General features: G+C 57.6%; 27 protein-coding genes. 8 read left to right on the top strand and 19 right to left on the bottom strand.

What is annotated here, in order from left to right; translation table 11 throughout:
• Window positions 1-211 precede the first annotated feature (211 nt).
• Window positions 212-1,180, top strand: coding sequence for a complex I NDUFA9 subunit family protein (locus tag AC0V6N_RS15060; RefSeq protein ID WP_486172354.1), 969 nt, complete (start codon window positions 212-214; stop codon window positions 1,178-1,180).
• Between the two features lie 199 nt (window positions 1,181-1,379).
• Here the strand turns inward: AC0V6N_RS15060 and AC0V6N_RS15055 are convergent, their stop codons facing one another.
• Window positions 1,380-2,261: a dienelactone hydrolase family protein gene (locus tag AC0V6N_RS15055; RefSeq protein ID WP_486172353.1), complete on the bottom strand. Its 882-nt coding sequence runs from the start codon at window positions 2,259-2,261 to the stop codon at window positions 1,380-1,382.
• A 108-nt stretch (window positions 2,262-2,369) separates the two neighbouring features.
• On the opposite strand from AC0V6N_RS15055, the gene AC0V6N_RS15050 reads away from it, so the two are divergent.
• Entirely contained in the window at window positions 2,370-4,538 is a 2,169-nt protein-coding gene (locus AC0V6N_RS15050) for a PQQ-dependent dehydrogenase, methanol/ethanol family (protein ID WP_486172352.1), read from the top strand.
• A gap of 11 nt (window positions 4,539-4,549) precedes the next feature.
• Here AC0V6N_RS15050 and AC0V6N_RS15045 read toward each other — a convergent pair whose 3' ends face one another.
• From AC0V6N_RS15045 to AC0V6N_RS15010, 8 genes are all read right to left on the bottom strand, one after another.
• The gene (locus AC0V6N_RS15045) at window positions 4,550-4,957 is read right to left on the bottom strand and encodes a VOC family protein (RefSeq protein ID WP_486172351.1); all 408 of its coding nucleotides are present in this window, start codon (window positions 4,955-4,957) and stop codon (window positions 4,550-4,552) included.
• Between the two features lie 7 nt (window positions 4,958-4,964).
• Window positions 4,965-5,819, bottom strand: coding sequence for a formyltetrahydrofolate deformylase (purU, locus tag AC0V6N_RS15040; protein WP_486172350.1), 855 nt, complete (start codon window positions 5,817-5,819; stop codon window positions 4,965-4,967).
• A complete protein-coding gene (locus AC0V6N_RS15035) occupies window positions 5,819-6,622 on the bottom strand; it encodes a DUF4198 domain-containing protein (protein WP_486172349.1) in 804 nt (267 codons plus the stop codon). Before AC0V6N_RS15035 ends, purU begins: the two co-directional genes overlap by 1 nt.
• A 2-nt stretch (window positions 6,623-6,624) precedes the next feature.
• On the bottom strand, window positions 6,625-7,635 hold the full coding sequence (locus AC0V6N_RS15030) for an NAD(P)H-dependent flavin oxidoreductase (protein WP_486172348.1): 1,011 nt from the start codon (window positions 7,633-7,635) through the stop codon (window positions 6,625-6,627).
• Between the two features lie 20 nt (window positions 7,636-7,655).
• Window positions 7,656-8,834, bottom strand: a complete 1,179-nt coding sequence (gene purT / locus AC0V6N_RS15025; protein ID WP_486172347.1) for a formate-dependent phosphoribosylglycinamide formyltransferase — start codon at window positions 8,832-8,834, stop codon at window positions 7,656-7,658.
• A 63-nt stretch (window positions 8,835-8,897) separates the two neighbouring features.
• Window positions 8,898-9,881, bottom strand: coding sequence for a sensor domain-containing diguanylate cyclase (locus tag AC0V6N_RS15020; protein ID WP_486172346.1), 984 nt, complete (start codon window positions 9,879-9,881; stop codon window positions 8,898-8,900).
• 237 nt (window positions 9,882-10,118) lie between these two features.
• On the bottom strand, window positions 10,119-10,796 hold the full coding sequence (locus tag AC0V6N_RS15015; RefSeq protein ID WP_486172345.1) for a helix-turn-helix domain-containing protein: 678 nt from the start codon (window positions 10,794-10,796) through the stop codon (window positions 10,119-10,121).
• Window positions 10,797-10,931: 135 nt separating this feature from the next.
• On the bottom strand, window positions 10,932-12,203 hold the full coding sequence (locus tag AC0V6N_RS15010; RefSeq protein ID WP_486172344.1) for an aspartate kinase: 1,272 nt from the start codon (window positions 12,201-12,203) through the stop codon (window positions 10,932-10,934).
• Window positions 12,204-12,269: 66 nt separating this feature from the next.
• Here AC0V6N_RS15010 and ubiG point away from each other — a divergent pair, with 66 nt between their 5' ends.
• Window positions 12,270-13,016 (top strand): bifunctional 2-polyprenyl-6-hydroxyphenol methylase/3-demethylubiquinol 3-O-methyltransferase UbiG, encoded by a 747-nt coding sequence (gene ubiG, locus AC0V6N_RS15005; RefSeq protein ID WP_486172343.1) that lies wholly within the window; start codon window positions 12,270-12,272, stop codon window positions 13,014-13,016.
• Here the strand turns inward: ubiG and AC0V6N_RS15000 are convergent, their stop codons facing one another.
• Both AC0V6N_RS15000 and AC0V6N_RS14995 read right to left on the bottom strand, forming a co-directional pair.
• The gene (locus tag AC0V6N_RS15000) at window positions 13,017-14,084 is read right to left on the bottom strand and encodes a glycerophosphodiester phosphodiesterase (protein WP_486172342.1); all 1,068 of its coding nucleotides are present in this window, start codon (window positions 14,082-14,084) and stop codon (window positions 13,017-13,019) included.
• Window positions 14,063-14,413, bottom strand: a complete 351-nt coding sequence (locus AC0V6N_RS14995; RefSeq protein WP_486172341.1) for an ArsC family reductase — start codon at window positions 14,411-14,413, stop codon at window positions 14,063-14,065. Before AC0V6N_RS14995 ends, AC0V6N_RS15000 begins: the two co-directional genes overlap by 22 nt.
• 85 nt (window positions 14,414-14,498) lie before the next feature.
• On the opposite strand from AC0V6N_RS14995, the gene AC0V6N_RS14990 reads away from it, so the two are divergent.
• Window positions 14,499-14,930, top strand: a complete 432-nt coding sequence (locus tag AC0V6N_RS14990) for a hypothetical protein (protein WP_486172340.1) — start codon at window positions 14,499-14,501, stop codon at window positions 14,928-14,930.
• A gap of 6 nt (window positions 14,931-14,936) precedes the next feature.
• Here AC0V6N_RS14990 and ruvC read toward each other — a convergent pair whose 3' ends face one another.
• The 3 genes from ruvC to AC0V6N_RS14975 form a co-directional block, all read right to left on the bottom strand.
• Complete coding sequence (gene ruvC / locus AC0V6N_RS14985; RefSeq protein ID WP_486172339.1) at window positions 14,937-15,407, bottom strand: crossover junction endodeoxyribonuclease RuvC; 471 nt, start codon at window positions 15,405-15,407, stop codon at window positions 14,937-14,939.
• 3 nt (window positions 15,408-15,410) lie between these two features.
• Window positions 15,411-15,950: a hypothetical protein gene (locus tag AC0V6N_RS14980; protein WP_486172338.1), complete on the bottom strand. Its 540-nt coding sequence runs from the start codon at window positions 15,948-15,950 to the stop codon at window positions 15,411-15,413.
• Between the two features lie 108 nt (window positions 15,951-16,058).
• The gene (locus tag AC0V6N_RS14975; protein ID WP_486172337.1) at window positions 16,059-16,802 is read right to left on the bottom strand and encodes a YebC/PmpR family DNA-binding transcriptional regulator; all 744 of its coding nucleotides are present in this window, start codon (window positions 16,800-16,802) and stop codon (window positions 16,059-16,061) included.
• A gap of 57 nt (window positions 16,803-16,859) precedes the next feature.
• Here AC0V6N_RS14975 and AC0V6N_RS14970 point away from each other — a divergent pair, with 57 nt between their 5' ends.
• A complete protein-coding gene (locus AC0V6N_RS14970; protein ID WP_486172336.1) occupies window positions 16,860-17,624 on the top strand; it encodes a CPBP family glutamic-type intramembrane protease in 765 nt (254 codons plus the stop codon).
• Between the two features lie 12 nt (window positions 17,625-17,636).
• Here AC0V6N_RS14970 and AC0V6N_RS14965 read toward each other — a convergent pair whose 3' ends face one another.
• On the bottom strand, window positions 17,637-17,873 hold the full coding sequence (locus AC0V6N_RS14965) for a DUF2312 domain-containing protein (RefSeq protein WP_486172335.1): 237 nt from the start codon (window positions 17,871-17,873) through the stop codon (window positions 17,637-17,639).
• Between the two features lie 181 nt (window positions 17,874-18,054).
• Here AC0V6N_RS14965 and AC0V6N_RS14960 point away from each other — a divergent pair, with 181 nt between their 5' ends.
• A complete protein-coding gene (locus tag AC0V6N_RS14960; protein WP_486172334.1) occupies window positions 18,055-19,260 on the top strand; it encodes an adenylate/guanylate cyclase domain-containing protein in 1,206 nt (401 codons plus the stop codon).
• Here the strand turns inward: AC0V6N_RS14960 and AC0V6N_RS14955 are convergent.
• Window positions 19,252-19,569: a DUF1244 domain-containing protein gene (locus AC0V6N_RS14955; protein WP_486172333.1), complete on the bottom strand. Its 318-nt coding sequence runs from the start codon at window positions 19,567-19,569 to the stop codon at window positions 19,252-19,254. The genes AC0V6N_RS14960 and AC0V6N_RS14955 overlap by 9 nt on opposite strands.
• A gap of 62 nt (window positions 19,570-19,631) precedes the next feature.
• Here AC0V6N_RS14955 and pyk point away from each other — a divergent pair, with 62 nt between their 5' ends.
• Window positions 19,632-21,134 carry a pyruvate kinase gene (gene pyk / locus AC0V6N_RS14950; protein ID WP_486172332.1) on the top strand — a complete coding sequence of 501 codons (1,503 nt, stop codon included), beginning with the start codon at window positions 19,632-19,634 and terminating at the stop codon, window positions 21,132-21,134.
• 26 nt (window positions 21,135-21,160) lie between these two features.
• Here the strand turns inward: pyk and AC0V6N_RS14945 are convergent, their stop codons facing one another.
• The 3 genes from AC0V6N_RS14945 to AC0V6N_RS14935 form a co-directional block, all read right to left on the bottom strand.
• Window positions 21,161-21,451: a PilZ domain-containing protein gene (locus tag AC0V6N_RS14945; protein ID WP_486172331.1), complete on the bottom strand. Its 291-nt coding sequence runs from the start codon at window positions 21,449-21,451 to the stop codon at window positions 21,161-21,163.
• A 73-nt stretch (window positions 21,452-21,524) separates the two neighbouring features.
• Window positions 21,525-22,850, bottom strand: a complete 1,326-nt coding sequence (gene gltX / locus AC0V6N_RS14940; RefSeq protein ID WP_486172330.1) for a glutamate--tRNA ligase — start codon at window positions 22,848-22,850, stop codon at window positions 21,525-21,527.
• A gap of 96 nt (window positions 22,851-22,946) precedes the next feature.
• Window positions 22,947-23,381, bottom strand: coding sequence for a DNA-directed RNA polymerase subunit beta' (locus AC0V6N_RS14935; protein ID WP_486172329.1), 435 nt, complete (start codon window positions 23,379-23,381; stop codon window positions 22,947-22,949).
• 171 nt (window positions 23,382-23,552) lie between these two features.
• On the opposite strand from AC0V6N_RS14935, the gene AC0V6N_RS14930 reads away from it, so the two are divergent.
• Window positions 23,553-24,623: a polysaccharide lyase family 7 protein gene (locus AC0V6N_RS14930; RefSeq protein WP_486172328.1), complete on the top strand. Its 1,071-nt coding sequence runs from the start codon at window positions 23,553-23,555 to the stop codon at window positions 24,621-24,623.
• Window positions 24,624-24,635 lie beyond the last annotated feature (12 nt).

Genomic DNA, 24,635 nt, shown 5'->3' with positions numbered 1-24,635 from the left:
CTTTCTGAATACATAAGCGCGTTTGTATTCGTAGCGTTGATGGCTCCATTTTGAACGTTCTAAGATCGTCAGATCCAACATGACTTTTCAATACCATGCAACTTTCGCGCACCGGATATACGCAGCAAGTCCCTCTTGCTCAGCGGCGCGCTTTGGAGCATGGCGCTTGCAACAAAACCCCGTTTCAGTGCGCTCAAAAGGGATCTGAGCCATGCCTAATGCCTCTCCACTTTCCGATGCTTTGGTCACCGTCTTTGGCGGGGGTGGCTTTGTTGGCAATTACGTTGTGCAAAGCCTGTTGTCGCGCGGGGCTCGGGTGCGCATCGCAAGCCGCAACCCTGAAAAGGGCTACTCGCTGCAACCGCTCGCGGACCTTGGCCAATTGCAGTTCGCACGGTGTGACATCACTAAGGATGAGAGCCTTGCTGCTTCGCTTCATGGAGCGACCCATGTCGTCAATCTTGTCGGCGCGTTTGCTGGTGACTTGGCCGAACTGATGGGAGATGCGCCCGGGCGCATGGCTGCAATGGCGAAAGCGAACGGGGTTCAGGGATTCGTCCATTTCAGCGCTATTGGCGCGGATGCGAACTCCAGCACCGGTTACGCCAGTGGTAAAGCATTGGGCGAAACCCGTGTCCTTGAAGCGTTTCCCAACGCCACCATCCTGCGTCCTTCGATTGTGTTTGGCAAAGACGATGGCTTCATCAACATGTTCGCAGGGTTGATCGAGATGATGCCGGTGCTTCCCGTCTTTGGACCGGAGGCCAAGCTGCAGCTGGTCTATGTTGACGATGTGGCAGAAGCGGTTGCGGTCGCTCTCGAAGACCCTGCCGCCCATGGCGGAAAGACCTTTGAGCTTGGCGGGCCCGAGCAGCTTTCCATGATGGAGATCAATGAGCGCATTGCGGCTGCGCAAGGTCGCAAGCGCCGCTTCATCGCTATGCCCGATGGCCTGTCTGGTCTCTTCGCAGCCCTTCCCGGCACACCCATGAGCCGCGACCAGTGGGCGCTGCTTCAACCCGGCAGTCTGGTGAGCGAGGGCGCCAACACGCTTGCAGACCTTGGCATCGAAGCGCGGCCTTTGGGGCTTTACATCGACAAGTGGATGACGCGGTATCGCAAGTTTGGCCGCTTTGGCCTCTCGAACGAGCGGGCCAAGCAGCGCAATAACGCTTCCTGAAGGCTCAACTGTACGGGCAATCCTACAAAGACATGGACCGCATGTTACACGGTGCTGAGGGTAAAAACGCGTTCTCACCAAGCAGAGCACAAAGCGCTGAGTTCACAGGGATTTTCCCGACAGATTGAGCGGCAATTGAACCATCAGCACGCGGTATCAAATGCGTATCCAGTAGGAAAATGCGTTTCGCGTGTCCGGCCTAGAGGTTTTCCTCATATAGCGTGAGCAAATCGGCATAGGCCTGCTCAGCTGCCTCGCGCTCATAGGCGGGACTGTCTGACACGGTCCATCCGTGATCGCCTGCATAGACTTCGACCTTCGCCGCCCTTCCCGCTGCGTCAGCTGCATTCGCAAAGGCAACCTTGTCGTCGGGCGCGTCGGCATCGTCATCCTGTGCGACCGCGATCAAGTAAGCGGCCTCTGCCTCATCCAAGACCTTATGCGGGCTCTTGTCATAGTCTTCGCGCACTAACCCGCCGCCATGAAAGCTTGCCGCTGCCTTGATCCGAGAGGGCACCGCAGCGCTGCTCCAGACGGTGAAGGGTCCGCCCATACAGTATCCTTGCGTGCCGATCCCGCGGCTTGTGTCGACCGCGTCTTGCGCATCAAGCCATTCGACCGCAGCGCTTGCATCGCGCCCGATGGAATCAGCGTCGAGCTTTTCGCGCCACGGCGAAACGGTTGCAAAGCCTTCATTGCCAAAGAAATCAGCGAAGTCTTCAAACTGATCGCCTGCGACATCGCGATAGTATGGGTTGAGCATCAGGACCGCGAAGCCTTCCCTTGCGAGCCTGCGCGCCATCTCTCGCTTCGCCTCACGCAGGGAAGCAATGTCAGGCCAGAAGATGACAGCAGGGTGCTTTCCCGTCGCAGGGTGCACGAAGAAGGCGTCCATCGTGCCATCAGCGGTCTCGAACGTAACATTACGCTCGGCCGTCGCGCCTTCCATCAGCTCTTCGGAATATTGAGGCACCACATTATCACATGCGGCGACCAGTGCCGCGCCGCCTGCCAGCACCGCAAACTTGCGCCGATCCATCTCAGCCGCTGCCCATTGTTTCAGCTTTGCCTCATCGCACATTGTCGCGGTTCCTTCTGTGATAGCCGGTTGCCCATATAATGGCCCGCGCCCCCAAGATGGACAAGCGTGATTTTTCGCGGCAGTCTGCAAACCAAGGGAGAGAGATTCATGAATAAGGCTATCTGGGCAGCGCCCGTGCTGGCGCTCACTGCGCTGGGTGCATGGGGTTGTAGCGAGCTGCTGGGCGATGGCTCAGGTGAAGGCGGCATAACTGCAGCCTCTCTGATTGGCGCGGGAGAAGATGATGCCAATTGGATCACCCATGGTCGCACTTATTCAGAACAACGCTTTAGCCCTCTCAGCCAGATCAGCGCCGAGAATGTTGGCGATCTGGGCCTCGCATGGTTTGCCGATATGGACACAGCGCGCGGCCAGGAAGCCACGCCGCTGGTCATGGATGGCAAGCTCTACCTCACCACTGCATGGAGCAAGGTAAAAGCCTTTGATGCTGCGACCGGCGAGCCTTTGTGGGATTACGACCCAGAGGTGCCCGGCGAAACGGGTGTAAAGGCCTGCTGCGATGTCGTGAACCGCGGGGTTGCCGCATGGGGCACTTCGCTTTTCCTTGGAACGCTGGATGGGCGGCTGGTCGCGCTCGACCGCGATACGGGTGATGTAAAGTGGGAGGTGCAAACCACCGACCCTGACCAAAGCTACACTGTCACAGGCGCGCCGCGCGTGATCGATGGCAAGGTTATCATCGGCAATGGCGGCGCAGAGTTCGGCGTGCGCGGCTATGTCGCGGCCTATGATGTGACCGATGGCGAAGAGCTATGGCGGTTCTACACCGTGCCCGATGGCGAGGAAGACGGGAGCGACCCGCAATATCTGCAAGACGCAGCGGCGACTTGGAACACCGCAGTTCTAGCCAGTTCAGAAGCGATTGGCGGGGGCGGTACGGTCTGGGATTCCATGGCCTACGACCCGGATTTGAACCTGCTTTACATTGGTGTTGGCAACGGGAGCCCATGGAACCGCGCCTATCGCTCTCCGGGTGAAGACGGCACGGGCGAAGGCGACAATCTCTACCTCTCCAGCATCGTCGCGATCCGGCCTGATACCGGCGAATATGTCTGGCACTATCAGACAACGCCGGGCGAAACGTGGGACTACACGGCGACCCAGCACATCATCCTTGCCGATATGGAGATAGAGGGTGAGGAGCGCCAAGTCTTGATGCAGGCGCCCAAGAACGGGTTCTTCTATGTGCTCGACCGGGAAACGGGAGAGTTCATTTCAGCTGAGGAGTATATCCCCCAAAACTGGGCGGAAGGGATTGATGAGACCGGTCGTCCGATCTTCAACCCGCAAGCGCGGATTGATGTGACGGGCGAGCCCGCGCTCGTGATGCCAGGACCGCTAGGTGGCCATAACTGGCACCCAATGGCGTTCCATCCCGGCGAAGGGCTTGTCTATATTCCTGCGTTTGAGGCAGCGACCGTTTACGCGCCAGAGGCGGATTGGAAGCCTGACACCGCGCGCGGGTTCAATGTGGGCTTTAACTTAGGTGCAGGCGATCTGCCCCCTGATTTGGGTTTCCGGCGTGAGGTCTATGGCACGGTCAAGGGCAAGTTGCTTGCCTGGGATCCAGTCGCGCAAGAGCCGCGCTGGGAGGTTGAGTTTGCAGGCCCTTGGAATGGCGGTCTTTTGGCCACAGGTGGCGGGCTAGTATTCCAAGGCAATTCATCAAGCGAGTTTGCCGCTTACAATGCGGGCTCAGGCGAGAAGCTTTGGAGCTTTGGCGCGCAGACCGGGATTGTGGCTCCGCCGATCACTTACACGGTCGGTGGCGAGCAATATGTGGCAGTCCTTGCAGGATGGGGTGGTGCCTATGCGATCACGGCAGATGGCGAGTTGATCAATCATCAGGGCCCAGTGCGCAATGTCTCGCGCTTGCTCGTGTTCAAGATTGGCGGGGAAACGGAGCTGCCGCCTGAAATGGAGCTCGCGAGCCTGCCGCTTGATCCTCCACCTAGCCGCGCTTCGGCCGAGACCATTGCCTTGGGCGGCGAGAAGTATGCGCGCTATTGTGCGGTCTGCCATGCGCCCGCAGCCGTTGGCTCAACGGTGCTGCCTGACCTTCGGCGATCGGGCACCCTTGGCAATGCGCAAAGCTGGGCGGCGGTCGTGCATGACGGTATCCTCAAGGATAACGGCATGGTCGGGTTTGAAGGTTCGATGAGCCGCGAGGAGATCGAAGCGATCCGCGCCTTCGTTATCCACCGCGCCAATGAGGACAAAGCGATGGAGGGCAGCGGGCAAATAGCGCGGCGTTAGAGCCGACCTGACTACTCAGCAGCGCTGAAGAAGTTAAGCTCCAGCAGGACATTGTTCGGGTCTGTGGTGAAAATCTGCCGCAGATTGATCGATGGCACTTCGTTGATTTTGTACTCGGCGCCGCGCTGATCCAGGCGTGCTTTGACTGTGTCAAACTCTTGGCATCGCAGCGCGACATGATGGATCGCGCCGGTCTCCGACGCGGGATCAACTGCTCGGTCAAACACTCGCGGGAAATCGACGGAGTTCAGGTGCAGGATCGCATTGCCAGCCTGATCATACATCCAGCGCACCTGCTCAGGCTTCATCGAAGGCGGACCATCGCGCTCCTCCAGATCAAGCAGTTCGGCATAGAAACGCGCGGTTTCCCGCAGATCGTCAGTGATTATGTTTATGTGGTCCAGACGCTCTACGATCATGGCTTGCTTAACCTTTGAAAACGACCGTGCGCTTGCCGTTGAGAAGGACGCGCTCCTGCACGAACATGCGCACCGCTTCGGCGAGCACCCGGCGTTCAATATCGCGCCCCTTGCGCACTAGGTCGCTGGGCGTGTCTGCATGGCTGATACGCTCGACATCCTGATGAATGATCGGTCCCTCGTCCAAGTCAGCGGTGACGAAATGCGCGGTTGCTCCGATGATCTTGACCCCGCGTTCGTGAGCCTGGTGATAGGGCCGCGCGCCTTTGAAGCCGGGCAGGAAGCTGTGATGAATATTGATACAGCGGCCTGCAAAATGCGCGCTCTGTTCGTCGGAGAAAATTTGCATGTAACGCGCCAAAACGACCAGCTCGGCGTCTGTCTCATCGGCGATTTCGCGCAGGCGCGCTTCGGCTTCGGGTTTGGTCTCGCGCGTAACGGGCACATGGTGGAACGGAATGTCGCCAATATCGGTGCGAATAGCCGCCTCGCGCGGGTGGTTTGAGACGATTGCCACGGGGTCAATGTTCAGCTCACCCGTGCGCCAGCGATACAGCAAATCGACCAGACAATGATCGCCTTTGGAGACCATGATGATCACCCGCCGCGCCCGGTCTTGCGCACTGATCTTCCAGTCCATCTCATGTGCGCTCGCAAGCTTAGTAAAGCTCGCGCGCAAATCATCACTCGCCGTGCCAGTGGGATTGAACGCCACCCGCATAAAGAAGCGGTCAGACGTGGGATCGCGAAACTGCTGCGCGTCGAGAATGTTACAGCCGCGCTCAAACAGGAACGCCGTCACTTTCGCCGTAATACCAGGGCGATCAGGACAATCGAGGATCAGGATCAAAGGAGCGCTCATCAAGGGTCCACCGTTAGGCTGGCGAAATAGGTCACGTAGTCAGCGCGGCCATCATTCGGGGCAGGCACACCCCAAACCACGGTGTAGAGCATCGGAGTACCTTGCTGGTAAGGGATAGTGACGTCGCCGTCTTGGCCGCTGATATAGGTCGCGACATCGCCCGAACCGTCGATCGCGGCAGCGGTAAGCTTGGCCCCTGAAAGCCGCTCACCCCGGAACCAGATGCTCATGGGCAATTGCTCGCCCTCGCCCATCGAATAGGGGTTTTGCGATGGCACAATTTCAAGCGTGTGCCCGACACGCTGCGTCACATTGTCAGTGTATTGCTCTGCGACCTGCAGCACCGTCTTGGCGCGCCGCGAATACAGTTCAGTCCCACTGTTTTGTGAACGGTCAAACCGCGCGCGGTGCGCAGCAATCGCAGTGAGGCCTTCATTGGCGACGTAGCGATCAAATCGTTCTGCTTCGAGATCGGAGAAGCTCGGTGTGCTTTCAAAGGCAAGCACATAGGTGCCCGGAGCATCGAGCGTGACCGCTGCACCGCCGGTTACACCGCGACGTGTGATACGAACGGCCTTTTGCTGGTCAGAAACGCCATCCGGCCCATAGAGCCGCAATGAGGCAATCCGTTCCCAATAGACTGGCCAATCTGCCGCTTCGTCTCCGGTATCACCGACCCTGAAATCGACGGTCACATCACCGCTTTCCTCAAGGTGATGCGTCTCCGGCTCAAGCCAGAAATTATGCGCATTGGCCGCCGCAGGCAGCGCCAAAGCGAGGGCAGCAAAGCTAAGTCGCCACATATTTAGCGGCCCGAAAGCGCGGTTTCGCATTGGCCCATCAGCTCAGCGATAATGTCGGCAACGGGCTCTTCCTTGGTCACCATGCCGACCGATTGACCCGCCATTAGCGAGCCGTTTTCGACGTCGCCATCAATCACCGCGCGGCGCAATGCGCCGGCCCAGAAATGTTCGATCTGCAATTGCGCCTCGCCCATATCGACCTCTTCGCGGTCGAGCATGCCGGCAACTTCGATCTGCTTGGCAGTAAATTCTTCGGTGCCCTTGTTCTTGAGCGCGCGCACCGGGATCACCGGCAGGCGCGGATCGACCTGAACGCTGGCATCCGCATCGCGGGCCTTTGCGCGGAAGAACGCTTTCTTGAAATCAGGATGCGCGATGCTTTCTGTCGCACAAGCAAAGCGAGTGCCCAATTGCACACCGCAAGCGCCCATCTCAAGATAGCTTGCAATCGCTTCGCCCCGGCCAATGCCGCCTGCGACAAACACAACGTGATCCTCAGCCAGAGCGGGCAGAAATTCCTGAGCGAGAACGCTGGTCGCAACAGGACCAATATGGCCGCCCGCCTCCATCCCCTCGATTACCAAAGCATCACCGCCAGATCGCAGCAGCTTTTTCGCCAGCGCGAGAGTAGGGGCAAAGACGATCACCTTGGCGCCAAATTCCTTGATCGCCTCAACGCTACCCTTGGGCGGAATGCCGCCTGCAAGCACAACATGGCTGACCGCGTATTTCTTGCAGACCGCGATCAGGTCAAACAATTGCGGGTGCATGGTGATCAGGTTCACGCCAAACGGCTTATCCGTGCGCGCCTTTGTCTCTGCGATTTCGGTGTCGAGCAATTCGGGCGTCATGGCCCCGCAAGCGATCACGCCAAAGCCGCCCGCGTTTGAGATAGCGGACACAAGATTTCGCTCCGACACCCAGCTCATCGCGCCGCAAAGGATCGCGTGTTCGCAGCCAAGGAAATCAGTGCCGCGCTGCATCATGGCAGCCGATTTTGTGTAAGTTGTCATAGCACCCGCGATTAGTCGTATCAGTCGCGATAGACAATGCGGACTTTGCGCGCTGCCTCATTTGCATATTCAAGGGCATCGTCCAGATCGAGACCCCAAGCAAGAGCAACACCCATCCGGCGATAGGGCCGCGTCACGGGCTTCCCAAATATGCGAATGTCCACTTCTGGTGATACATTCAGAGCATCATCCAGACCTGCATATTCAAAATCTTCGCTGTCGCGGTCCGCCAATATCACAACCGATGCCCCGCATCCCGCCGGCTGATCACCCCAGATCGGAAGTCCCATTATGGCGCGTGCATGCAAATCAAATTCGGATTGATCCTGCGAGATCAATGTCACCATGCCCGTATCATGCGGACGCGGTGACAATTCTGAAAATATGACCTCATCGCCTTTGACAAAAAACTCGACCCCATAAATGCCCCAGCCGCGCCCATTGCCTTTGAGTGCGTCAACGACTTTCCAAGCCATCTGACGCGCTTTTTCGAGCGCATCATCCGACATTGCAGCAGGCTGCCAGCTTTCGCGATAATCGCCGCGTTCTTGCCGATGGCCGATGGGCGGGCAAAACGTGATCCCACCTCTATGGTGGATTGTGAGCAGCGTAATCTCATAGTCAAAGTCGATGAACTGTTCGACGATCACGCGCGCTCTGTCGCCGCGCATATTGGCGCAGGCATAATCCCATGCTTCTTGTAAGTCGGACGCGCTCTCGACCTTGCTTTGGCCTTTGCCAGAGGAGGACATGACCGGCTTGATCACGCAAGGGAAACCGGTGTGCTCAGCGCCCGCGCGCACTTCTTCGATCGTGGTGGCGTAGCGATAGCGCGAAGTGGTGAGGCCCAGATCGTCCGCTGCCAAATCGCGGATCGCATCGCGGTTCATTGTGAGCTGCGCGGCTTTGGCTGAAGGGATGATATTGAACCCCTCGCCTTCCAGATCAGCGAGCACTTCGGTCCGGATTGCCTCGATCTCAGGCACGATATGGTCAGGCTGATGTTTCTCGACTGCTGCGCGAAGAGCTTCGCCATCAAGCATTGAGAACACTTCGGCTTCGTCGGCGACCTGCATGGCGGGCGCATTTGCATATGCATCGCAGGCAATTACACAGGCGCCCAAACGCTTGGCAGAGATGGTGAATTCGCGGCCCAGTTCGCCCGAACCCAGCAGCATGATTTTTGCAGTGAATGGCATGGCAGCACGTCTAGCGAGCTAAACGCGGATCGCCAAGCAAGCCCAGAACCTGTTCGCGGCTCGTCACCCGTGGCGCTGCTCTGCTCGCTTAACCGCTTGCTCCATGGCGTGCTCCACCTTCGCGCCGCTCGCGACAGAACGCGGGGCCTGCCCGCAAATGCCAATCTGCATCCCGCCGCCCGCGCGCGCCATAACCAGGCCAAGCTCTGCCTGTCGCATCGTCCAGTCGACGGTCACTTCGACCCGTGCAAGCCCTGCACTAGCGGTCAATTCAGGGGCACTCTTGGAAGAGGCAACCGCAAGCCCAGCAAAGGTCTCAAGCACTTCTTCTGCCCATTGGCGCGCTTCGCGGATGGACATGCCGGGAAGCAGAACCGCAAAACGTTCGCCATCCAATTGCGCCAATTCCTGACCCGGCGCTGCCATGGTCTCAAGGAATTTGGCAAAGCCCCATTGAATCTCATCTGCTGTGCGCTGGCCATATTGCATGAAGATCGCGCGCAGACGGTCAACCGCAAGCACCGCCATGGTCTGTTCTTCCGCCGCAGTAATCGATCGGCGCAGCTGGCCAAAGAATGCGTGGCGATTAGCAAGGCCGGTGAGAGGATCGGTGAGCGCGCGGGCGTCAATCTCACCCTGCAGCGCGTGACGTTCTTTCACACATCGCAACAGGCCAAGCGCCCCTTTTTCCGCGCCCGCCTGATCGTCAACAAGGCGCATACTGAACGCATACCATGCCGGATTCTCGGGCTGTTCGTCTTCGCTGCCAGAGCCGTTCAAAGGAAATTCGATCCAGCCGGGTTTCGCCTCGCCTGCGAGGACTTGTGCGGCATGGCGAGCGACTGACGGGCCGTGGCCTGCGCCCGCAAGATCGGCGATATGCGGCATTAGCAGGAAGGACGAAAGGTCCATTCCCAAATCACGCGCATTGTCGGATGCATGGACGATGAACCCAGACGCATCCAATCGGATAACGATGTCACCCGACGCATCTTCAATAAGCCCATGCAGAACACGACCCTCTGCATGGTTAAATTCCATTTTCATGCCGATTGCCCCCGGCGTTAGAATGATCACACCGTCAAGCCAAAAGTTTAGTCGCTCACCAAGTTAACTAAATTTTCCAATTAAACTAACTACAGAAGCCCCTTTTCCGTAGCACTTGACTAATTCTTGTCAGCTTTGTTATATTATTCAACTAAATTTCGAATCAACGTTGTAATTCATTTACCATGACTAGCAGTTTTATTTCGGCGTGATACGTAATTTTACCAATTCACGGCATCAAACCTCAATCATGATACGTACACGATTTGGGTCTGTTCCAAACTCGGTGGCAATGCGTAGTCTACACTCATCGACCAAAAGTGCGCCCTGACTGCCCGCTCCAGCACCGCTCAATTCCTCTGGCTCAACGCCCAAAATTCCCGCAATCGCGCCGATCCGTTCAGGCAAAGGCCGCGCCTTGCCCTTTTCCCACGCCCAGACGGTCGGCTTACTGACGCCAAGCGCGGAGGCGACTTGTGCCAGTGTCATCCCGCGCTCACGGCGCAGTTTGTTCAGGCGAACGCCTAATGTGTCGATTGCAGCTCCGGCGATGGGCGAAGGGGCTTTGGCAAGTGGTGCCTGCCGGCCTGGAGCCATGCCGCGCAGTTCGGCCGCTGCAAGCGCAACCTCACCCAGAGCTTGCTCAAAAGCGCAGCCAAACAGCCGGTCGCTTTGCCAAACGACTTCTGCGCCCACCGGGCCAACTTGCGGCAAGTCGAGTGCCAGAGCTTCGCCCACATCCAGCATCAGATCAGTTTCAATCAGCAGACCAGCGGCTGAGATGTTATGGACGGTAACATTGGCAGTGCGACCGCCCGCGATCGAGCCAGAGGTTTCAAGGCGAAGAGAACGGCGCGCAAGGCCCCTTCCTTCGATGGATTGAGGGGTATTTTCCAAATGGGCTTTGAGGGCCATGACCATACGACTCCGTTGCGAAGTCGCAGAATTCCGCCCTCAAGCCCTAAGGAAATCTTGCCAAAAATGGTTAACATCGACCAAATGAGTGCCCTGCGGCATCAGCCGAGTTAGCCCATTAGCCAACGCAGGCTTTTAGTCCTCTGCATCCAATCCATAGGCCGTGTGCAGCACGCGAACGGCCAGCTCAGTCTCGTCCTCATCGATAAGAACGCTGACTTTGATCTCAGACGTAGAAATCGCCTGAATATTGATGCCGCGATCCGACAAGGCGCGGAACATCGTGCTGGCGACCCCCGCATGGCTCTTCATCCCGACGCCCACAACGCTGATCTTGGTCACATGGTCATCAGTGATGATCCGGTTAAAGCCAATCGCCTCACGCCGATCTTCCAATAGAGCCTGCGCGCGGGCAAGATCAGCCTGCGGCACGGTGAAGGTCACGTCGGTCTCACCCTTATCGCGGCCCACGTTCTGAATGATCATGTCTACATTGATCGACGCATCGGCGAGCGGTGCAAAGATATCGGCCACCGCGCCCGGCTTATCCGGCACGCGGGTCAGGATGATTTTCGCCTCATTCTTGTCATGCGCGATACCGGTTACAAGCTGACGTTCCATAAGGCCCTTCTCTACAAGCTCGTCCATTTCTTCATCCGACACAATCAAAGTGCCGGGCAGTTCATCCGCTGAAACCGCGTCATCGCCAACGAAACTGGAGAGCACTTGGATGCGCACCCCTTCTTTCATTGCGAGACCCACGGAGCGGGTCTGGAGCACTTTGGCCCCGACGCTCGCCAGTTCCAGCATCTCTTCGTATGTCACAGCCTTCAGCTTGCGCGCTTTGGCAACTATGCGCGGGTCTGTGGTGTAGACCCCATCAACATCGGTGTAGATATCGCAGCGATCCGCTTTGACTGCCGCAGCAACGGCCACAGCAGAAGTATCAGAGCCGCCCCGGCCTAATGTGGTGATACGGCCTGCGTCAGAAATGCCTTGAAAACCGGGTACGACAGCGATCTCGCCATCTTGCATACTGGCGAGCATTTCGGGCGCATCAATCGTTTCAACGCGGGCCTTGGAATGGGCTTCCACCGTCTTCACCGGGATCTGCCAGCCGAGCCAACTGCGCGCCTTGGCTCCCAAAGATTGCAGTGTCAGTGCGAGCAAGCCGCTTGTGACCTGTTCACCGCTGGCAACGACCACATCATATTCCGCCGGATCATAAAGCGCGTTGGCCTCGCGGCAGAAATTGATCAGGCGATCGGTTTCACCTGCCATCGCGCTGACCACCACGGCGACTTCATTGTCGCCCTTCGCCTGCGCGCGCACAATATTGGCGACGCGGCGAATGCGTTCGGTTCCGGCCATCGATGTGCCGCCAAATTTCATCACGATACGCGACAAAGTGCGAATACTCCCGCTGGTGAGGTTTCTCTAGTGAGGGCTCTTGCGCGCTGCTAACGAGGGCGCATGGGAAACGCAAACGTAACTGACATGCCAAACGTAACAATCCGTCCAGAAGAAGCAGATTTCTTCGCTGATCTTGCCAAAGATTGGTGGAACCCCAAGGGCAAGATGGCGTCTCTGCATGAAGTGAACCCGGTGCGGCTGGAGTTTATTCGCAGCGCGATTGATGCACATTTTGGCGGTGACAGCCGCTCGATCCGCCCGCTGGCTGGCAAGACCGCCCTCGATATTGGCTGCGGCGCGGGGTTGGTGTGCGAACCGCTATGCCGCTTGGGCGCCGAAGTAACGGGCGTCGATGCAGCGGGTGAGAATGTTTCCGCCGCCGCTGCTCACGCTGAAGCTGGCGGGCTCGACATCCGCTATATGGCGGGCGAAGTGGCAAGTTTGGATATTGGCAAGTTTGACCTCGTCACCAGTCTAGAGGTGATTGAACATGTCGCGGACAAACCCGCCTTCCTTGCCGATGTTGCCGCGCGGCTATCGCCTGATGGATTGCTGGTCATGTCCACTCCCAATCGCACTGCCGCATCGCGGCTGCTGCTCGTGGGAGCTGCAGAGGCGGTAGGCTATGTGCCCAAGGGCACGCATCATTGGGAAGACTTTGTCACACCCGAAGAGCTTGAAGAATTGCTCAACGCCGCCGGCCTTCAAGTAACCGAACGACGCGGCATCGCATGGCGACCAGGCAATGGATTACACCTGTCAGGGGACGAAGCGCTCAATTACATATTGAGCGCGAAGCGAGCCTAATTACTCGCCAACCAGCTCCACAAATTCGCGGACATTGTCGACGAAGAAGCCGTCGGACCCGGCCGCAATCGCCGCGGACCAGAATTTACGATATTGCCCTTCGTCGGCTGGGCCACCTTCACCTTGGAGCGAGGCGGGCAGGAAGCCATTTTCCTTGCGCAATGTCCATGGATGCACCTGCAGGCCTGCTTCATGCGCGTCTGTCACCAGCGAGGTTGGCTCTAGCGTTTGCATGTCGATCGTATAGCCGACCCACGGCCCAATCCCGTCCGCATATTCGGCAACTTCGGCCAGACCACTAGGCGTGATCACATCGGTCCAGCGCATGTCTGGCTCGTCGTAAGGACCGCCTTCTGGATGGACGAGCAGGATCAGCGGCGTATCAACCCGTTGATTGAGCCTTTGCAGAGGGCTGATTTCGAACACTTGCACGAACACGCGCGCATCGGCCCCGTCGAAGCCATGCTGGCGCAATTCGCGAACCATCAGATCGACCATATCAATCCCCTCATTTTCGAGGATCGCGGTCGGATGCTTTAGCTCAGGATAGAGGCCAATTGTGCGCCCGGTCTCGGCTTCCTTCGCCCGCACCAGTTGAACGATCTCAGCAAAGGTCGGCACTTGATACAGGTCATTATAGGCCACGTTGGCAGGCCGGATATTGCCCACCCGCTCGCGCGCGCGCAAAGTGCGCAATTCGGCGAGCGTGAAGTCCTCTGCAAACCATCCGGCGACCTGGCGGCCATCTATATTCTTGGTCCGGCGGCGAACTTCGAACTCCTCGCGGTTCGCCACATCCGTGGTGCCCGACAGCTCGTTTTCGTGCCGGGCGACGAGGTGCATATCTTTGGTGACAACGAGATCGGGCTCAACAAAATCGGCACCCAAATCAATCGCAAGCTCATAGGCGGCAAGGGTGTGCTCAGGCCGTTCACCCGAAGCGCCGCGATGAGCAATGATGAGCGGGCGATCTGGCATATGCGTTCCTTCCGAATGCCCATCAGCCAAAGCCGGCTGGCTGAAAAGTGCAGCGCCCAAAAGAAGCGCTAGAGTAGCGTAGCGGACCATGTATCTTCCTTGAAACCGACCAGAAGGCCGCCTGAATGTTCGACCACTGGCCGCTTGATCATTGAAGGGTTCTGAACGAGCAATGCGACCGCGCCGTGACTGTCCTCAGCTGCGGCTTTTTCCGCATCAGACAATTTGCGGAAGGTAGTACCGCGCTTGTTGAGGATCACCTCGACGCCCGCATCCGCGATCCAGCTCTCGACTTTGGCGGCATCTGCGCCTTCTTTCTTATAGTCGTGAAAGACGTATTCGAGACCGTTTGCCTCAAGCCATTTGCGGGCCTTTTTGACCGTGTCGCAATTGGGAATGCCATAGAAATGGATCGTCATGTGCTTCTCTTCAAATGTCCACATCCGGCAACTTGCGCAGGCTGCGTTTCAGCGCCACACCTATGCGCAGTGAGAGGGGGACACAATGGCGTTTTGGAATATCGATCTGGAAACCCGCATGGGCGCTGAAAGCGCTGCCGATCAAGGCGCGCTGGCGTGCTTTATCTATGCTGGCTTCCTCGTGCTTGGCGGTGTCTTTATGTTGGGTTTTTCAGCAGACATAATCGTCGAAGACGATCCCGCATCTGGCGTCATTTTGCTTACGCCTCTTGCAGTGAACTTGGTCATTGCTCTCATTGCCGGGTTCAGATTGCGAGCCGGAAAAGGCGCATTCTGGGGATCGGCTGTCGCGTTGATCATGGCTTTGGGACTGTTGGTTCAACTGGCTAGCCTGTCGATCGGGGTGGGTCTGGTCATCACAACCCTACTACTAATCTATATGGTCCAAGGCGTGCGCGGAGCCTTCGCGCTGCGCCGTTCGAACTTCGGCGAAGATGAAATCGCGGCTTTCGAATAGTCAGCCCTAGCGGCGCACCAGATGCGCATCCGCTATGGCCACGGCCAATGCATCGGCTGCATCAGCGCCTGCAATCGTTGTGCCCGGCAACAACACTTTGACCATCGCGGCGACCTGTTTCTTGTCTGCACCGCCTGTGCCCACAACCGCCTTTTTCACCAGCCGCGCGGCGTGTTCATTCACGCTCAATTCCGCTGAACCGCAAGCCGCCAGCACACTCCCGCGCGCCTGAGCCAGTTTGAGCGTTGATTGCGGGTTCTCGTTGACGAACACCTCTTCGCACGCTGCCCGGTCTGGCTTGTGCGCAGCGATTACAGCAGCGATTTCGGCATGAAGCTTTGCCAAACGCTCCACCATCGGAGCCTTGGCATTGGTCGGGATTTGGCCATTGGCGAGATGCGACAGCCGCGTGCCGTGCGCCCGGATTACACCCCAGCCGGTGCAGGAAAGTGAGGGGTCGAGGCCAAGAATAATCAAAGGTCAGAACCAGCCGTTGAACGGGCCGTTATCTGGTTCGCTTTGCGGGGTCAGCGCGCCACTGGATCTGGCATGTGCATCAACATTTTCGAGAAGGCTCGAATTGAGCGGCGTGCTGGCGCAGTCCGCTATTCGCAATTCTCGCTCAAAATCGCCTTCGACCAAAGTAACCCCAGCATAGGTGCGACCGGGTTGCTGTGTCGCCGAACCATCAAGACCGTGAAGCAGAATATAGTGCGAGCCATCCACGGTGATCCTCAGGTGGTTTTGATAGCCGCCCATCTGGCCGACCACGTTGCCGGCCCGCACAGTTTCATCGCCAAGCGCGACAGTGTGTTCCAAGCGGCCATGGCCAACATCACCAATGATCAGTGTGACCGTGCCCTCCTCATCGCCCAACAAACGGACCGAATGCGTTTCGTCAGCGCACTCGAAAAGCGCTGGTCGCTGAGGGCTCGGTTCCGAGGCGCCTGTTGCGCAAGAGGCCGTGGCCAAGCACGCAGCGAATAGGAGCTGTTTGGAAGAGGCGAAAATGAAGGTCATTGGTCGTGCACCTTTAAAGTCAAAGCCCGACCAAAAACCCCAACCGCCAAAGAATGGCGAGCACAAAGGCTGAGCCCAGCGCTATGGCAAAAAGCCATTCGCGCGCCCTCAGTCGAGCTTCTCCATCACTTCATCGCTGATTTCGTAATTGCCCCAGACGGTTTGCACATCGTCATCATCGTCGAGCACGTCGATCAGTTTGAGGAGAGTGCCAGCGCCTTTCTCATCCATCTCAACGGTGATGTTGGGCTTCCAAGCGAGCTTCACGTTGGACGCCTCGCCCAAGGCTTTCTCCAGATCCCCTGCAACCTGGTGCAGATCGTCAGCAGCGGTCCAGATTGTGTGGCCGTCTTCCGAGCTTTCAATGTCCTCTGCGCCCGCTTCCATCGCCGCTTCGAGCACGGTGTCTTCATCGCCAGCATCAGCCGGGTATTCGATCAGGCCAAGCCGCTCAAAGCCGTGCTGAACCGATCCTTCGGTGCCCAGATTGCCGCCATGTTTGCTGAATGCGGTGCGCACTGCTGTGGCGGTGCGGTTGCGGTTGTCGGTCAGCGTTTCGACAATGATCGCGCTGCCGCCGGGGCCATAACCTTCATAGCGGACCTCTTCGTAATTCTCATCATCGCCTGCCGACGCTTTATCAATCGCGCGCTGAATGTTGTCCTTGGGCATAGACTGCGCTTTGGCCGTGTTGACCGCCAGCCGCAGGCGTGGGTTCATATCCGGGTCTGGCGTACCCATTTTGGCCGCCACGGTGATCTCACGCGAAAGCTTAGAAAACAGGTTCGAACGTTTTTTGTCCTGAGCACCCTTACGGTGCATGATGTTCTTAAATTTGGAATGGCCTGCCATGTGAACTCTTTTTGCTGCTGTTCTTGAGCTGAAATTAATGCCAAGCGCTTTAGCCCCATGAGCGATATGCCGACAAGCCCTCTCACTACACCAAACATGCCCAATTCAGGGGCAATCGCCGCGCCAGCAACGCTGACCGGTGAATGGCGCAGGCTTGCCGTTTTCCTCAAACGCCCGCGATTGGAGAGCGATGGACCAGAAAGCGGCGCGCTGACACTGATAGCGCGCATCTATCTGCTCGACATGATCGCTATGTTCGTGCTGGTGGTCGCAGCGAGTATTGCGATTGCGGCGGGATTGTATTTGCCCAAGACCGCATTGGCCGATGTCGAATTCACGCTCACTATTGTGCTGGCGGTGACTATCGGCGCGCCGGTGATGGAGGAGCTGGCCTTTCGAGGATGGCTATCGGGCAAACCTGCACATCTTGCCGCATTGGTCGCACTAGCAATTGGGTTGGTGGGCGCAGGCGTTTTGCACGCAGCCGCGCCGCTTGCTGGTTTTGCGTTGTTCGCGCTGGGTCTAGCCGCTGCGGCAGGAGCACTGTTCGCATGGAGCACGCGGCCTGCCATTGGCTGGTTCGCGCGCGGTTTCCCGTTGTTTTTCTGGTTCTCCGCCGCCGCCTTTGCGCTGATCCATATTTTCAACTTCAACGAAGGCGCATGGTGGATGCTGCTCCCGCTCGTCCTGCCGCAATTCGTTCTGGGCAGTCTGGCGGGCTATGTCCGCGTGCGAGTGGGATTATGGGGCGCGATATTGCTGCACGCCCTGCACAATGCCAGCGCCCTAGGCATTGCCGCGCTTGCCAGTTTAAGCGGCTAAGCGCAGCTAGATTTAGCCCATTCCCAGTGCCGCTTTGTAAGTGTCGAGGATGATTTCCTGCTCGCTGCGTTCATCGGGTTTCATTTTGCGCAGTTTGATAATTTGGCGCATGATTTTGGTGTCGTAACCCACCGCCTTTGCCTCGGCATAAACATCGCGGACATCGTCAGCGATGCCTTTTTTCTCTTCTTCAAGGCGTTCGATGCGCTCAATCAAAAGGCGCAGGCGATCATCGGTGGCTTCAGCCATTTTTATTCATACTCCGGGAGAATCAGTTTTGTGTGTTGGCAGAACGCTTACCAGTGTGAGCCAATGTGCAAAGTGAATTTGCGTAGATTCTCCACCGGCTTGCGCACATGATGCCATTCTGTAGGATCGCGCTGTTGCAACATAGCTATGCAATGCGGCTTTGATTGGGGGCTCTACGCGAATGGCGAAGAATATCGACTTGCCGGGGCCAGAAGACCTTGTTGTTGGAAAGCTGGCTGAGCAAGAGCCTTCAAATGAACCCGCCGGGGGCAATGTCGCAGTCTTTTGCGGCCACATGTTTAATGCAGGCAGCGATGCTGAAACCGTGCTCGCTGCACGGATTAGCGATGAACTGGCAGCGCATGATATCTCGGTCGGCTTTGGCCCGCTGGCATGTGGCGCGGATATTCTGATCGCTGAGGCCTTGCTGGATCGCGGTGCAGAGCTGAACCTTGTGCTCCCCTTTGCGGAAAACGACTTTATCGAAGAAAGCGTGCGGTGCGGCGGCGATGATTGGCTGCCGCGCTATGATGCGTGCCGAAAGGCGGCAAAGTCGGTGAGCTTTGCAACGCCTGCTGATTATGTCGGCGACGACAACCAGTTTGCTTACAACACGCTATACGCCATGGGGCTTGCGGTATTGCGTGCGCAAAAACGCGGTTGTGAGGCGGTGCAATTGGCCGTGGTATCGGACTCGTTTGCCAGCTTTTCCAACACCGGGATCGCCGGGACCAAAGCTGATATGAAGCTGTGGCAGGATTTGGGGAAAGAGACGATCACCATCGCAGCCGGTCCCGTACCGCGCGATCTAAAATTTCCTGAGCGAGCACCGATTGGGCAGGGAACGCGGCGCGAAATCCGCTCTATCATCTTTGCCGATTACAAAGGGTTCTCGCGCATCGGGGAGCGCGCCCTGCCTGATTTTATGGACGTGGTGATGGGCCGGATCGCACAGGTGCTCCACGAATTTGGCGACCATGTGGAGTTTCGCAACACATGGGGTGATGCGATCTATGCGGTTATTGATGAACCGCGCACTGCCGCTGCGATTGCATTGCGGCTGCAAGATGAATTGCGCGATGTACCCGAAGGCCTCATCCCGGAAGGTGCGGCGGCTGGCATGCGAACCGGCGTGCACTACGGGCCAATCTGGGTCGGCACGGACCGCATCACCGGCAACCGGCTGTGGTATGGCGGCGAGGTCAACCGCACCGCGCGGATCGAGCCTGTCACTCCCGTTGGCGGCGTCTATTGCACCGAAAGCTTTGCCGCAGCCCTGCTGATGGATGATTGCAATGAGTGCAAATTTACCTCCGTTGGACGCGTGATTCTGCCCAAGAATTATGGCGAGGTGGAGCTGTTCCGGCTCGAGCGCGGATCAATCTGAGGGCGTCTGGTTGCGCTTCAGACTTTCCTCCATTGCCGCCAATTGCTCTGCTGTAGCGGGCGTCTGGCGCGTTGCCTTCCATTCGTCCTGAGGCATGCCGTGGATCAATTCGCGCGCAACGGCCTTGTCTCCATCAAAGCCACTATCGCGAATCCAGTCCGCCAGACAATTGCGGCAAAATCCCGCGAGCCCCATCAGTTCAATGTTTTGGGCGTCATGGCGATGTCGCAAATGTCTTACAAGACGCCGGAAAGCCGTAGCGGCAATGGCATCATCAAGTGTATCAAGCGGATCATTTTCAACGGACATGAGCTTTTCCTTGAGTTGCAAATTTGCTGTGCCATAGCGGCGAAAACGGGATCTGAAACGGCATGACAACCAGCAAGCATAAACGACGCGACCAGACACGGATCGACCCGCGCGGTCGCAAGGTCAAGATTTTGGCGACAATCGGCCCTGCCAGCCGCACGCCGGAAATGCTGCGCAAGCTTTTCAAAGCGGGCGCTGACGCTTTCCGCGTGAATATGAGCCATGGCAGTCATGATGACCATGCCAAGGCGATCGCCGCGATCCGCGAGCTGGAAAAAGAGTTTGCACGTCCGATTGCGATCCTTGCCGATTTGCAAGGGCCAAAGCTGCGCGTGGGCGAGTTTGCTGGTGGGCAAGCGGTGATCCGCCATTCGGGGCACTTCACGCTCGACCGTGATCCAGCGCCGGGCGATGACAGCCGTGTATGCCTGCCTCACCCTGAATTATTCGGTATTATGGAGCGCGGCCAGCGCTTGCTGATCAATGATGGCAAGATCAAACTGGTCGTGAAGGAAGCGGACGAGAACCGCATCTTCTGCACGGCCGAAGTGGGCGGCGTAATCTCTGATCGCAAAGGCGTGAACGTGCCCGATGCCGAGGTTCCTATCCCCGCTCTTACCGAGAAAGATCGCAAGGATCTCGCTTTTGCGGTGGCGCAAGGCGCTGATTGGATCGCACTCTCTTTTGTCCAGCGCCCCGAAGACATGGCTGAGGCACGCAAACTGATTGCCTCACATGTGGGAAGCGGCCCTGGACCTGCGCTTTGCGCCAAGATCGAAAAACCCAAAGCGGTTGGCAGACTCGATGAGATTATCGACCTTTCAGACAGCATCATGGTCGCTCGCGGCGATCTGGGCGTTGAGCTAGAGCCTTACGAAGTGCCGCCACTGCAAAAGAAAATCGTCAACGCCGCGCGCCGCGCTGGCAAGCCGGTGATCGTGGCGACGCAAATGCTCGAAAGCATGATCGAAAGCCCGATGCCAACCCGCGCCGAAGTCTCCGACGTTGCAAATGCGGTCTATGATGGGGCTGATGCTGTCATGCTCTCAGCCGAAAGTGCAGCAGGCGATTGGCCTGAAGAATCGGTCGCCATGATGCACTCAATCGCGCGTCAGGTTGAAGGCGATGAGCTTTACAAGAACCGCGTGCGCATGCTCGAAATTCCGGCAGATTCGACCACGTCAGACGCGCTTGCGCATAGCTGCATGACCATTGCTGAGACAGTGCCAATCACCGCCATCACAGTCTTCACCATGAGCGGATCGACCGCGCGACGCGTCTCACGTGAGCGGCCTGATACGCCGATCCTCGTCCTGACACCTTTGTTCAAAACAGCGCGGCGCGTCGCTTTGCTGTGGGGCGCGCATGCCGTGGTGACAAAGGATATTGGCAGTTTTGAAGAGATGATCGCAAAAGGCAAACGCATGGCTCTGCGCCATGGTTTTGGCAACGCGGGATCGAAGCAAATCGTGCTGGCGGGTGTACCGTTTGGAACGCCGGGCTCAACGAACCTGCTGCATGTCGTGACGCTGACCGGGGATGAATTGGAAAAGCATGGCGGGTGACGCCTTGGCGTCATCACGTATGCGGATCAGGCCAGAATGTGGCTGAGCACGATATCGTTTAGAGGCTCTTCAAAGGCGAGGCCGCATTTTTGATCTTCGATCCAGATGACGGTCGCGCCAATCTCGCCCAATCCTGAAAACTTGACCAGCACGCGCTCGTCTGGCCGGACCGACCAGCCACGTGCATCGAGCATGCAGCCGCCTTCGGCCACATCCAGCACGTCCATCTCCATTTTGGAGCGCACGCGGTACCGCACGATCGCTTTGATCCCACAAAGCGTTCCGTCTTGTTTCTGAGTCTTTGCAGCAACTGCCATCAATACCCCCCGATGATTGCACCCAATCGAAAGTCGCGGGGATGATGGCGCAGGTTGGTTAACAAACAGCTACTTACGCAGCAGCCTGCTCCAACCGCGCGCGCGCCTCGGCCTCACCGATCAGCGGGAGCAATTCGCCCATATCCGGGCCGTGGTTCATGCCCGTCAGCGCTTGACGAAGAGGCAAGAACAGCTGTTTGCCTTTTCGCCCCGTTGCATCTTTCAGCGCCGATGTCAGCGCCCCCCATGGATCATCGCCCCATGCAAGCGTTTCGAGCGCCTGTGCCAGATATGCGCGATCTTCATCAGAAAATTCGGGTTGTTCAATCGGGCCTGTGACCAGCCGCCACCATTCTGCGACTTCGCCAACGGTTGCAATATTGGGCTGCACAGCGTGCCAACCCGCTTCATCCATCCCATCGGGCAAGCGGTTCTTCACCGCCTCATAAGGCATCGCGTGAACAATCGCCGTGTTGACCCGCTCCAACTCAGCATCGTCAAATTTTGCAGGCGCGCGGCCAAAGGTGGACAGGTCGAATGTCTCAAGCAGCTTGGCACGATCCGCAATCGGCTCAACCGGTTGCGAAGTACCAAGGCGCGACAGCAAAGCGATAATCGCTTCGGGTTCGATCCCGCGCTCACGGAAGGTATCGCAGCCAAGCGAGCCTAGCCGTTTGGATAGCTTGCCCTCTTTGCCCACCAACAAAGCCTCATGCGCAAAGGTCGGTGGAGTTGCCCCCATAGCGGTAAACATTTGGATTTGGACCGCAGTGTTCGACACGTGATCCTCGCCGCGCAGCACCTGTGTGATGCCCATATCGATATCGTCGACCGTGCTGGGCAGCATATAAAGCCACGAGCCATCAGCGCGCCGGATCACTGGATCGGAAAGCAGCGCGGGATCAAATTTGGCATTGCCGCGAACGCCATCTTCCCAACTGATCGCTTCGTCATGATCCAGCTTGAAACGCCAATGAGGCTGAATGCCTTCAGCTTCCTTGGCCACGCGCTCATCATCGCTCAATTCCAAAGCGCCGCGATCATAAATCGGTGGGAGACCGCGGCCCAAAAGGACCTTGCGCTTAAGCTCCAGCTCCTGCTGCGTTTCATAGGCGGGGTAGATCCGGCCGCTTGCCTTCAATTGCTCAAAAGCGGCCTCATAGGCATCAAGCCTGTCAGACTGGCGCTCTTCGCGCGCCGCTTCAATCCCAAGCCAAGCGAGGTCAGCGCGGATCGCATCGACATATTCCTCTTTGCTGCGCGCTGCATCTGTATCGTCGATCCGCAGCACGAATTCTCCGCCAGACTGGGCGGCGAGCATCCAATTGTGGAGCGCGGTTCGGATGTTGCCGACATGCAAGCGGCCAGTGGGCGAAGGGGCAAAACGGGTAATTGTCATGCCCGACCCGGTAAAGCCCTGCGCCCCTCCCCGCAAGCCCAGCAAGTATGTCTGTCTTGGTCGAGCAACGCGGTTACGCGGACCAGAGAGATTGGCTCAGTTCTTGAACTCGGCATCGATCAAGTCGAGCACTGCATCCCAGAGGCGCAGCGATCGGTCATGGCGGATAAAGCCGTCCGTAACCCGCTCAAATTCCAGAGGATCGCGGTTGGCCGCGCTGTTGATGAGTGCGCCCACTGTGATTTCGTCATGGGTCAGGAATTCGCAACAAAAGCGCGAGACACGGATATTCTCCGGCCAACAAGCAGAAATAGCCTGTGCGAAAGCGAGTGACTTTGCGGCCAATTCCATATTGCCCAGCCGCATGGCGAGCTCTGGCACCGGATCGCGTTTCGCCCTTTCGTGTAGGGCGATCAGGCGCAGCGCATAGATAAAGCGTCCAGCTATCGGGTGGAGAGATCGAATTTCAGACGGCCGGGCCAACCGCTTTACCCATCCAGAGGCGGTTGTGCTGGGCGGTTGCTTGTTCATTGGCGCGATTCTCCGATACTGTGAGAACCACCATTACTGCTAATGCGAGTGCGTCGCAATAGTATAAATCGATTTGCGGCTTCTTTCCCGTAGCCATTGGCTGTTCAGACTCAATGGGCTAGAACATATACCAAATTGGTATAACACAATTGGTAGGACAGGATGGTTTCTATGGCATTGGGCTTTTCACGCCTCACTAAATTGGTCAGCGGATTAACCGCTAGCGCCGCGCTTTTAGGCGCTGCCAATATCGCCGTTGCGCAAGACACGCAGAGCGTTTTGCCAGCAGAGACGTTTGACCTTAGCCATTGGAAGATCACTCTGCCGCTAGACGACAATGGCGATAACCGCGCCGATGAAGTGGATGTGCGCGCGATCCAATCCTACTCGCATCCCGACTTCTTCTATGTGAATGATGATGGTCACCTCGTCTTCGCATCACCCAACAAAGCGACGACCACCGCGAACACTTCCAACACGCGCAGCGAATTGCGGCAAATGATCCGCGGGACCAACACGCGCATTGGCACGCACGATCCTGGAAACAATTTCTCCGTCGCTGCACGGCGCGATTCCGATCATTTTGGCGCGATTGGCGGAAGGCTTGAGGCCACATTGAAAGTGGATCACGTCGCAGTGAATGCTGGCGACCCCACGACCCGCGCCGCCTATTCCGTCGTGGTTGGACAGATCCACGCAGTCAAACTCGACAGCACACGCAGCGGCTTTGGCTATGGCAATGAACCGATCAAAATCTACTACAAGAAATACCCCGGCCATGACTACGGCGTCGTCTTCTGGAATTACGAGCGCAATCTCGCCCGCGACGACGAAAATCGTAACGACTTGTCTGTGCCGGTGTTTGGCGGAAACTGGGACTATAACGAAGACCCCGGCGAAGCTGGCATCGCGCTGGGTGAAGAATTTAGCTATTCAATCAACGTCCACGAAAACACGATGTACCTGACGTTCCACAACGAGCGTTTGGGCACAGTCGTGCAGTCTCGCAGCCTTGTGCGCGGGGCGGATCGGCTCGACAATCCATACGCCTATGGTGGGGACTCGCTGTATTTCAAAGCCGGCGTTTACAACCAATGCTCAACCCGAACTGGCGGAGGCAATTGGTATGCGGGATGCGCTGGCACCGGTGACTGGGAAGTCGACCGGGCCAACGGTGATTACGCGCAAGCCACGTTCTCGCGCATCGTGTTGGGCGATTCCGTGGCACCAACCTTGGAATAGGGCCGCTTAGCG

The organism is Erythrobacter sp. S57(2025) (genome assembly GCF_057365055.1).
Note: the sequence above shows the minus strand (reverse complement) of the source record. Positions and strands in the feature narration are given on the sequence as shown.

Coding starts and splice junctions, on each gene's coding strand:
- AC0V6N_RS14970 (WP_486172336.1), top strand. CDS start 16,860: ATGAGCGATATGCCGACAAGCCCTCTCACTACACCAAACATGCCCAAT.
- AC0V6N_RS14935 (WP_486172329.1), bottom strand. CDS start 23,381: ATGAACAAGCAACCGCCCAGCACAACCGCCTCTGGATGGGTAAAGCGG.
- AC0V6N_RS14955 (WP_486172333.1), bottom strand. CDS start 19,569: ATGTCCGTTGAAAATGATCCGCTTGATACACTTGATGATGCCATTGCC.
- AC0V6N_RS15020 (WP_486172346.1), bottom strand. CDS start 9,881: ATGAAAATGGAATTTAACCATGCAGAGGGTCGTGTTCTGCATGGGCTT.
- AC0V6N_RS14960 (WP_486172334.1), top strand. CDS start 18,055: ATGGCGAAGAATATCGACTTGCCGGGGCCAGAAGACCTTGTTGTTGGA.
- AC0V6N_RS14930 (WP_486172328.1), top strand. CDS start 23,553: ATGGCATTGGGCTTTTCACGCCTCACTAAATTGGTCAGCGGATTAACC.
- purU (WP_486172350.1), bottom strand. CDS start 5,819: ATGAGCGCTCCTTTGATCCTGATCCTCGATTGTCCTGATCGCCCTGGT.
- AC0V6N_RS14980 (WP_486172338.1), bottom strand. CDS start 15,950: ATGACCTTCATTTTCGCCTCTTCCAAACAGCTCCTATTCGCTGCGTGC.
- AC0V6N_RS14965 (WP_486172335.1), bottom strand. CDS start 17,873: ATGGCTGAAGCCACCGATGATCGCCTGCGCCTTTTGATTGAGCGCATC.
- AC0V6N_RS14945 (WP_486172331.1), bottom strand. CDS start 21,451: ATGGCAGTTGCTGCAAAGACTCAGAAACAAGACGGAACGCTTTGTGGG.
- AC0V6N_RS14995 (WP_486172341.1), bottom strand. CDS start 14,413: ATGACGATCCATTTCTATGGCATTCCCAATTGCGACACGGTCAAAAAG.
- AC0V6N_RS15060 (WP_486172354.1), top strand. CDS start 212: ATGCCTAATGCCTCTCCACTTTCCGATGCTTTGGTCACCGTCTTTGGC.
- AC0V6N_RS15055 (WP_486172353.1), bottom strand. CDS start 2,261: ATGTGCGATGAGGCAAAGCTGAAACAATGGGCAGCGGCTGAGATGGAT.
- ubiG (WP_486172343.1), top strand. CDS start 12,270: ATGGGAAACGCAAACGTAACTGACATGCCAAACGTAACAATCCGTCCA.
- AC0V6N_RS15035 (WP_486172349.1), bottom strand. CDS start 6,622: ATGTGGCGACTTAGCTTTGCTGCCCTCGCTTTGGCGCTGCCTGCGGCG.
- purT (WP_486172347.1), bottom strand. CDS start 8,834: ATGCCATTCACTGCAAAAATCATGCTGCTGGGTTCGGGCGAACTGGGC.
- AC0V6N_RS15015 (WP_486172345.1), bottom strand. CDS start 10,796: ATGGCCCTCAAAGCCCATTTGGAAAATACCCCTCAATCCATCGAAGGA.
- AC0V6N_RS15030 (WP_486172348.1), bottom strand. CDS start 7,635: ATGACAACTTACACAAAATCGGCTGCCATGATGCAGCGCGGCACTGAT.
- pyk (WP_486172332.1), top strand. CDS start 19,632: ATGACAACCAGCAAGCATAAACGACGCGACCAGACACGGATCGACCCG.
- gltX (WP_486172330.1), bottom strand. CDS start 22,850: ATGACAATTACCCGTTTTGCCCCTTCGCCCACTGGCCGCTTGCATGTC.
- AC0V6N_RS14990 (WP_486172340.1), top strand. CDS start 14,499: ATGGCGTTTTGGAATATCGATCTGGAAACCCGCATGGGCGCTGAAAGC.
- AC0V6N_RS15050 (WP_486172352.1), top strand. CDS start 2,370: ATGAATAAGGCTATCTGGGCAGCGCCCGTGCTGGCGCTCACTGCGCTG.
- AC0V6N_RS14975 (WP_486172337.1), bottom strand. CDS start 16,802: ATGGCAGGCCATTCCAAATTTAAGAACATCATGCACCGTAAGGGTGCT.
- AC0V6N_RS15000 (WP_486172342.1), bottom strand. CDS start 14,084: ATGGTCCGCTACGCTACTCTAGCGCTTCTTTTGGGCGCTGCACTTTTC.
- AC0V6N_RS15045 (WP_486172351.1), bottom strand. CDS start 4,957: ATGATCGTAGAGCGTCTGGACCACATAAACATAATCACTGACGATCTG.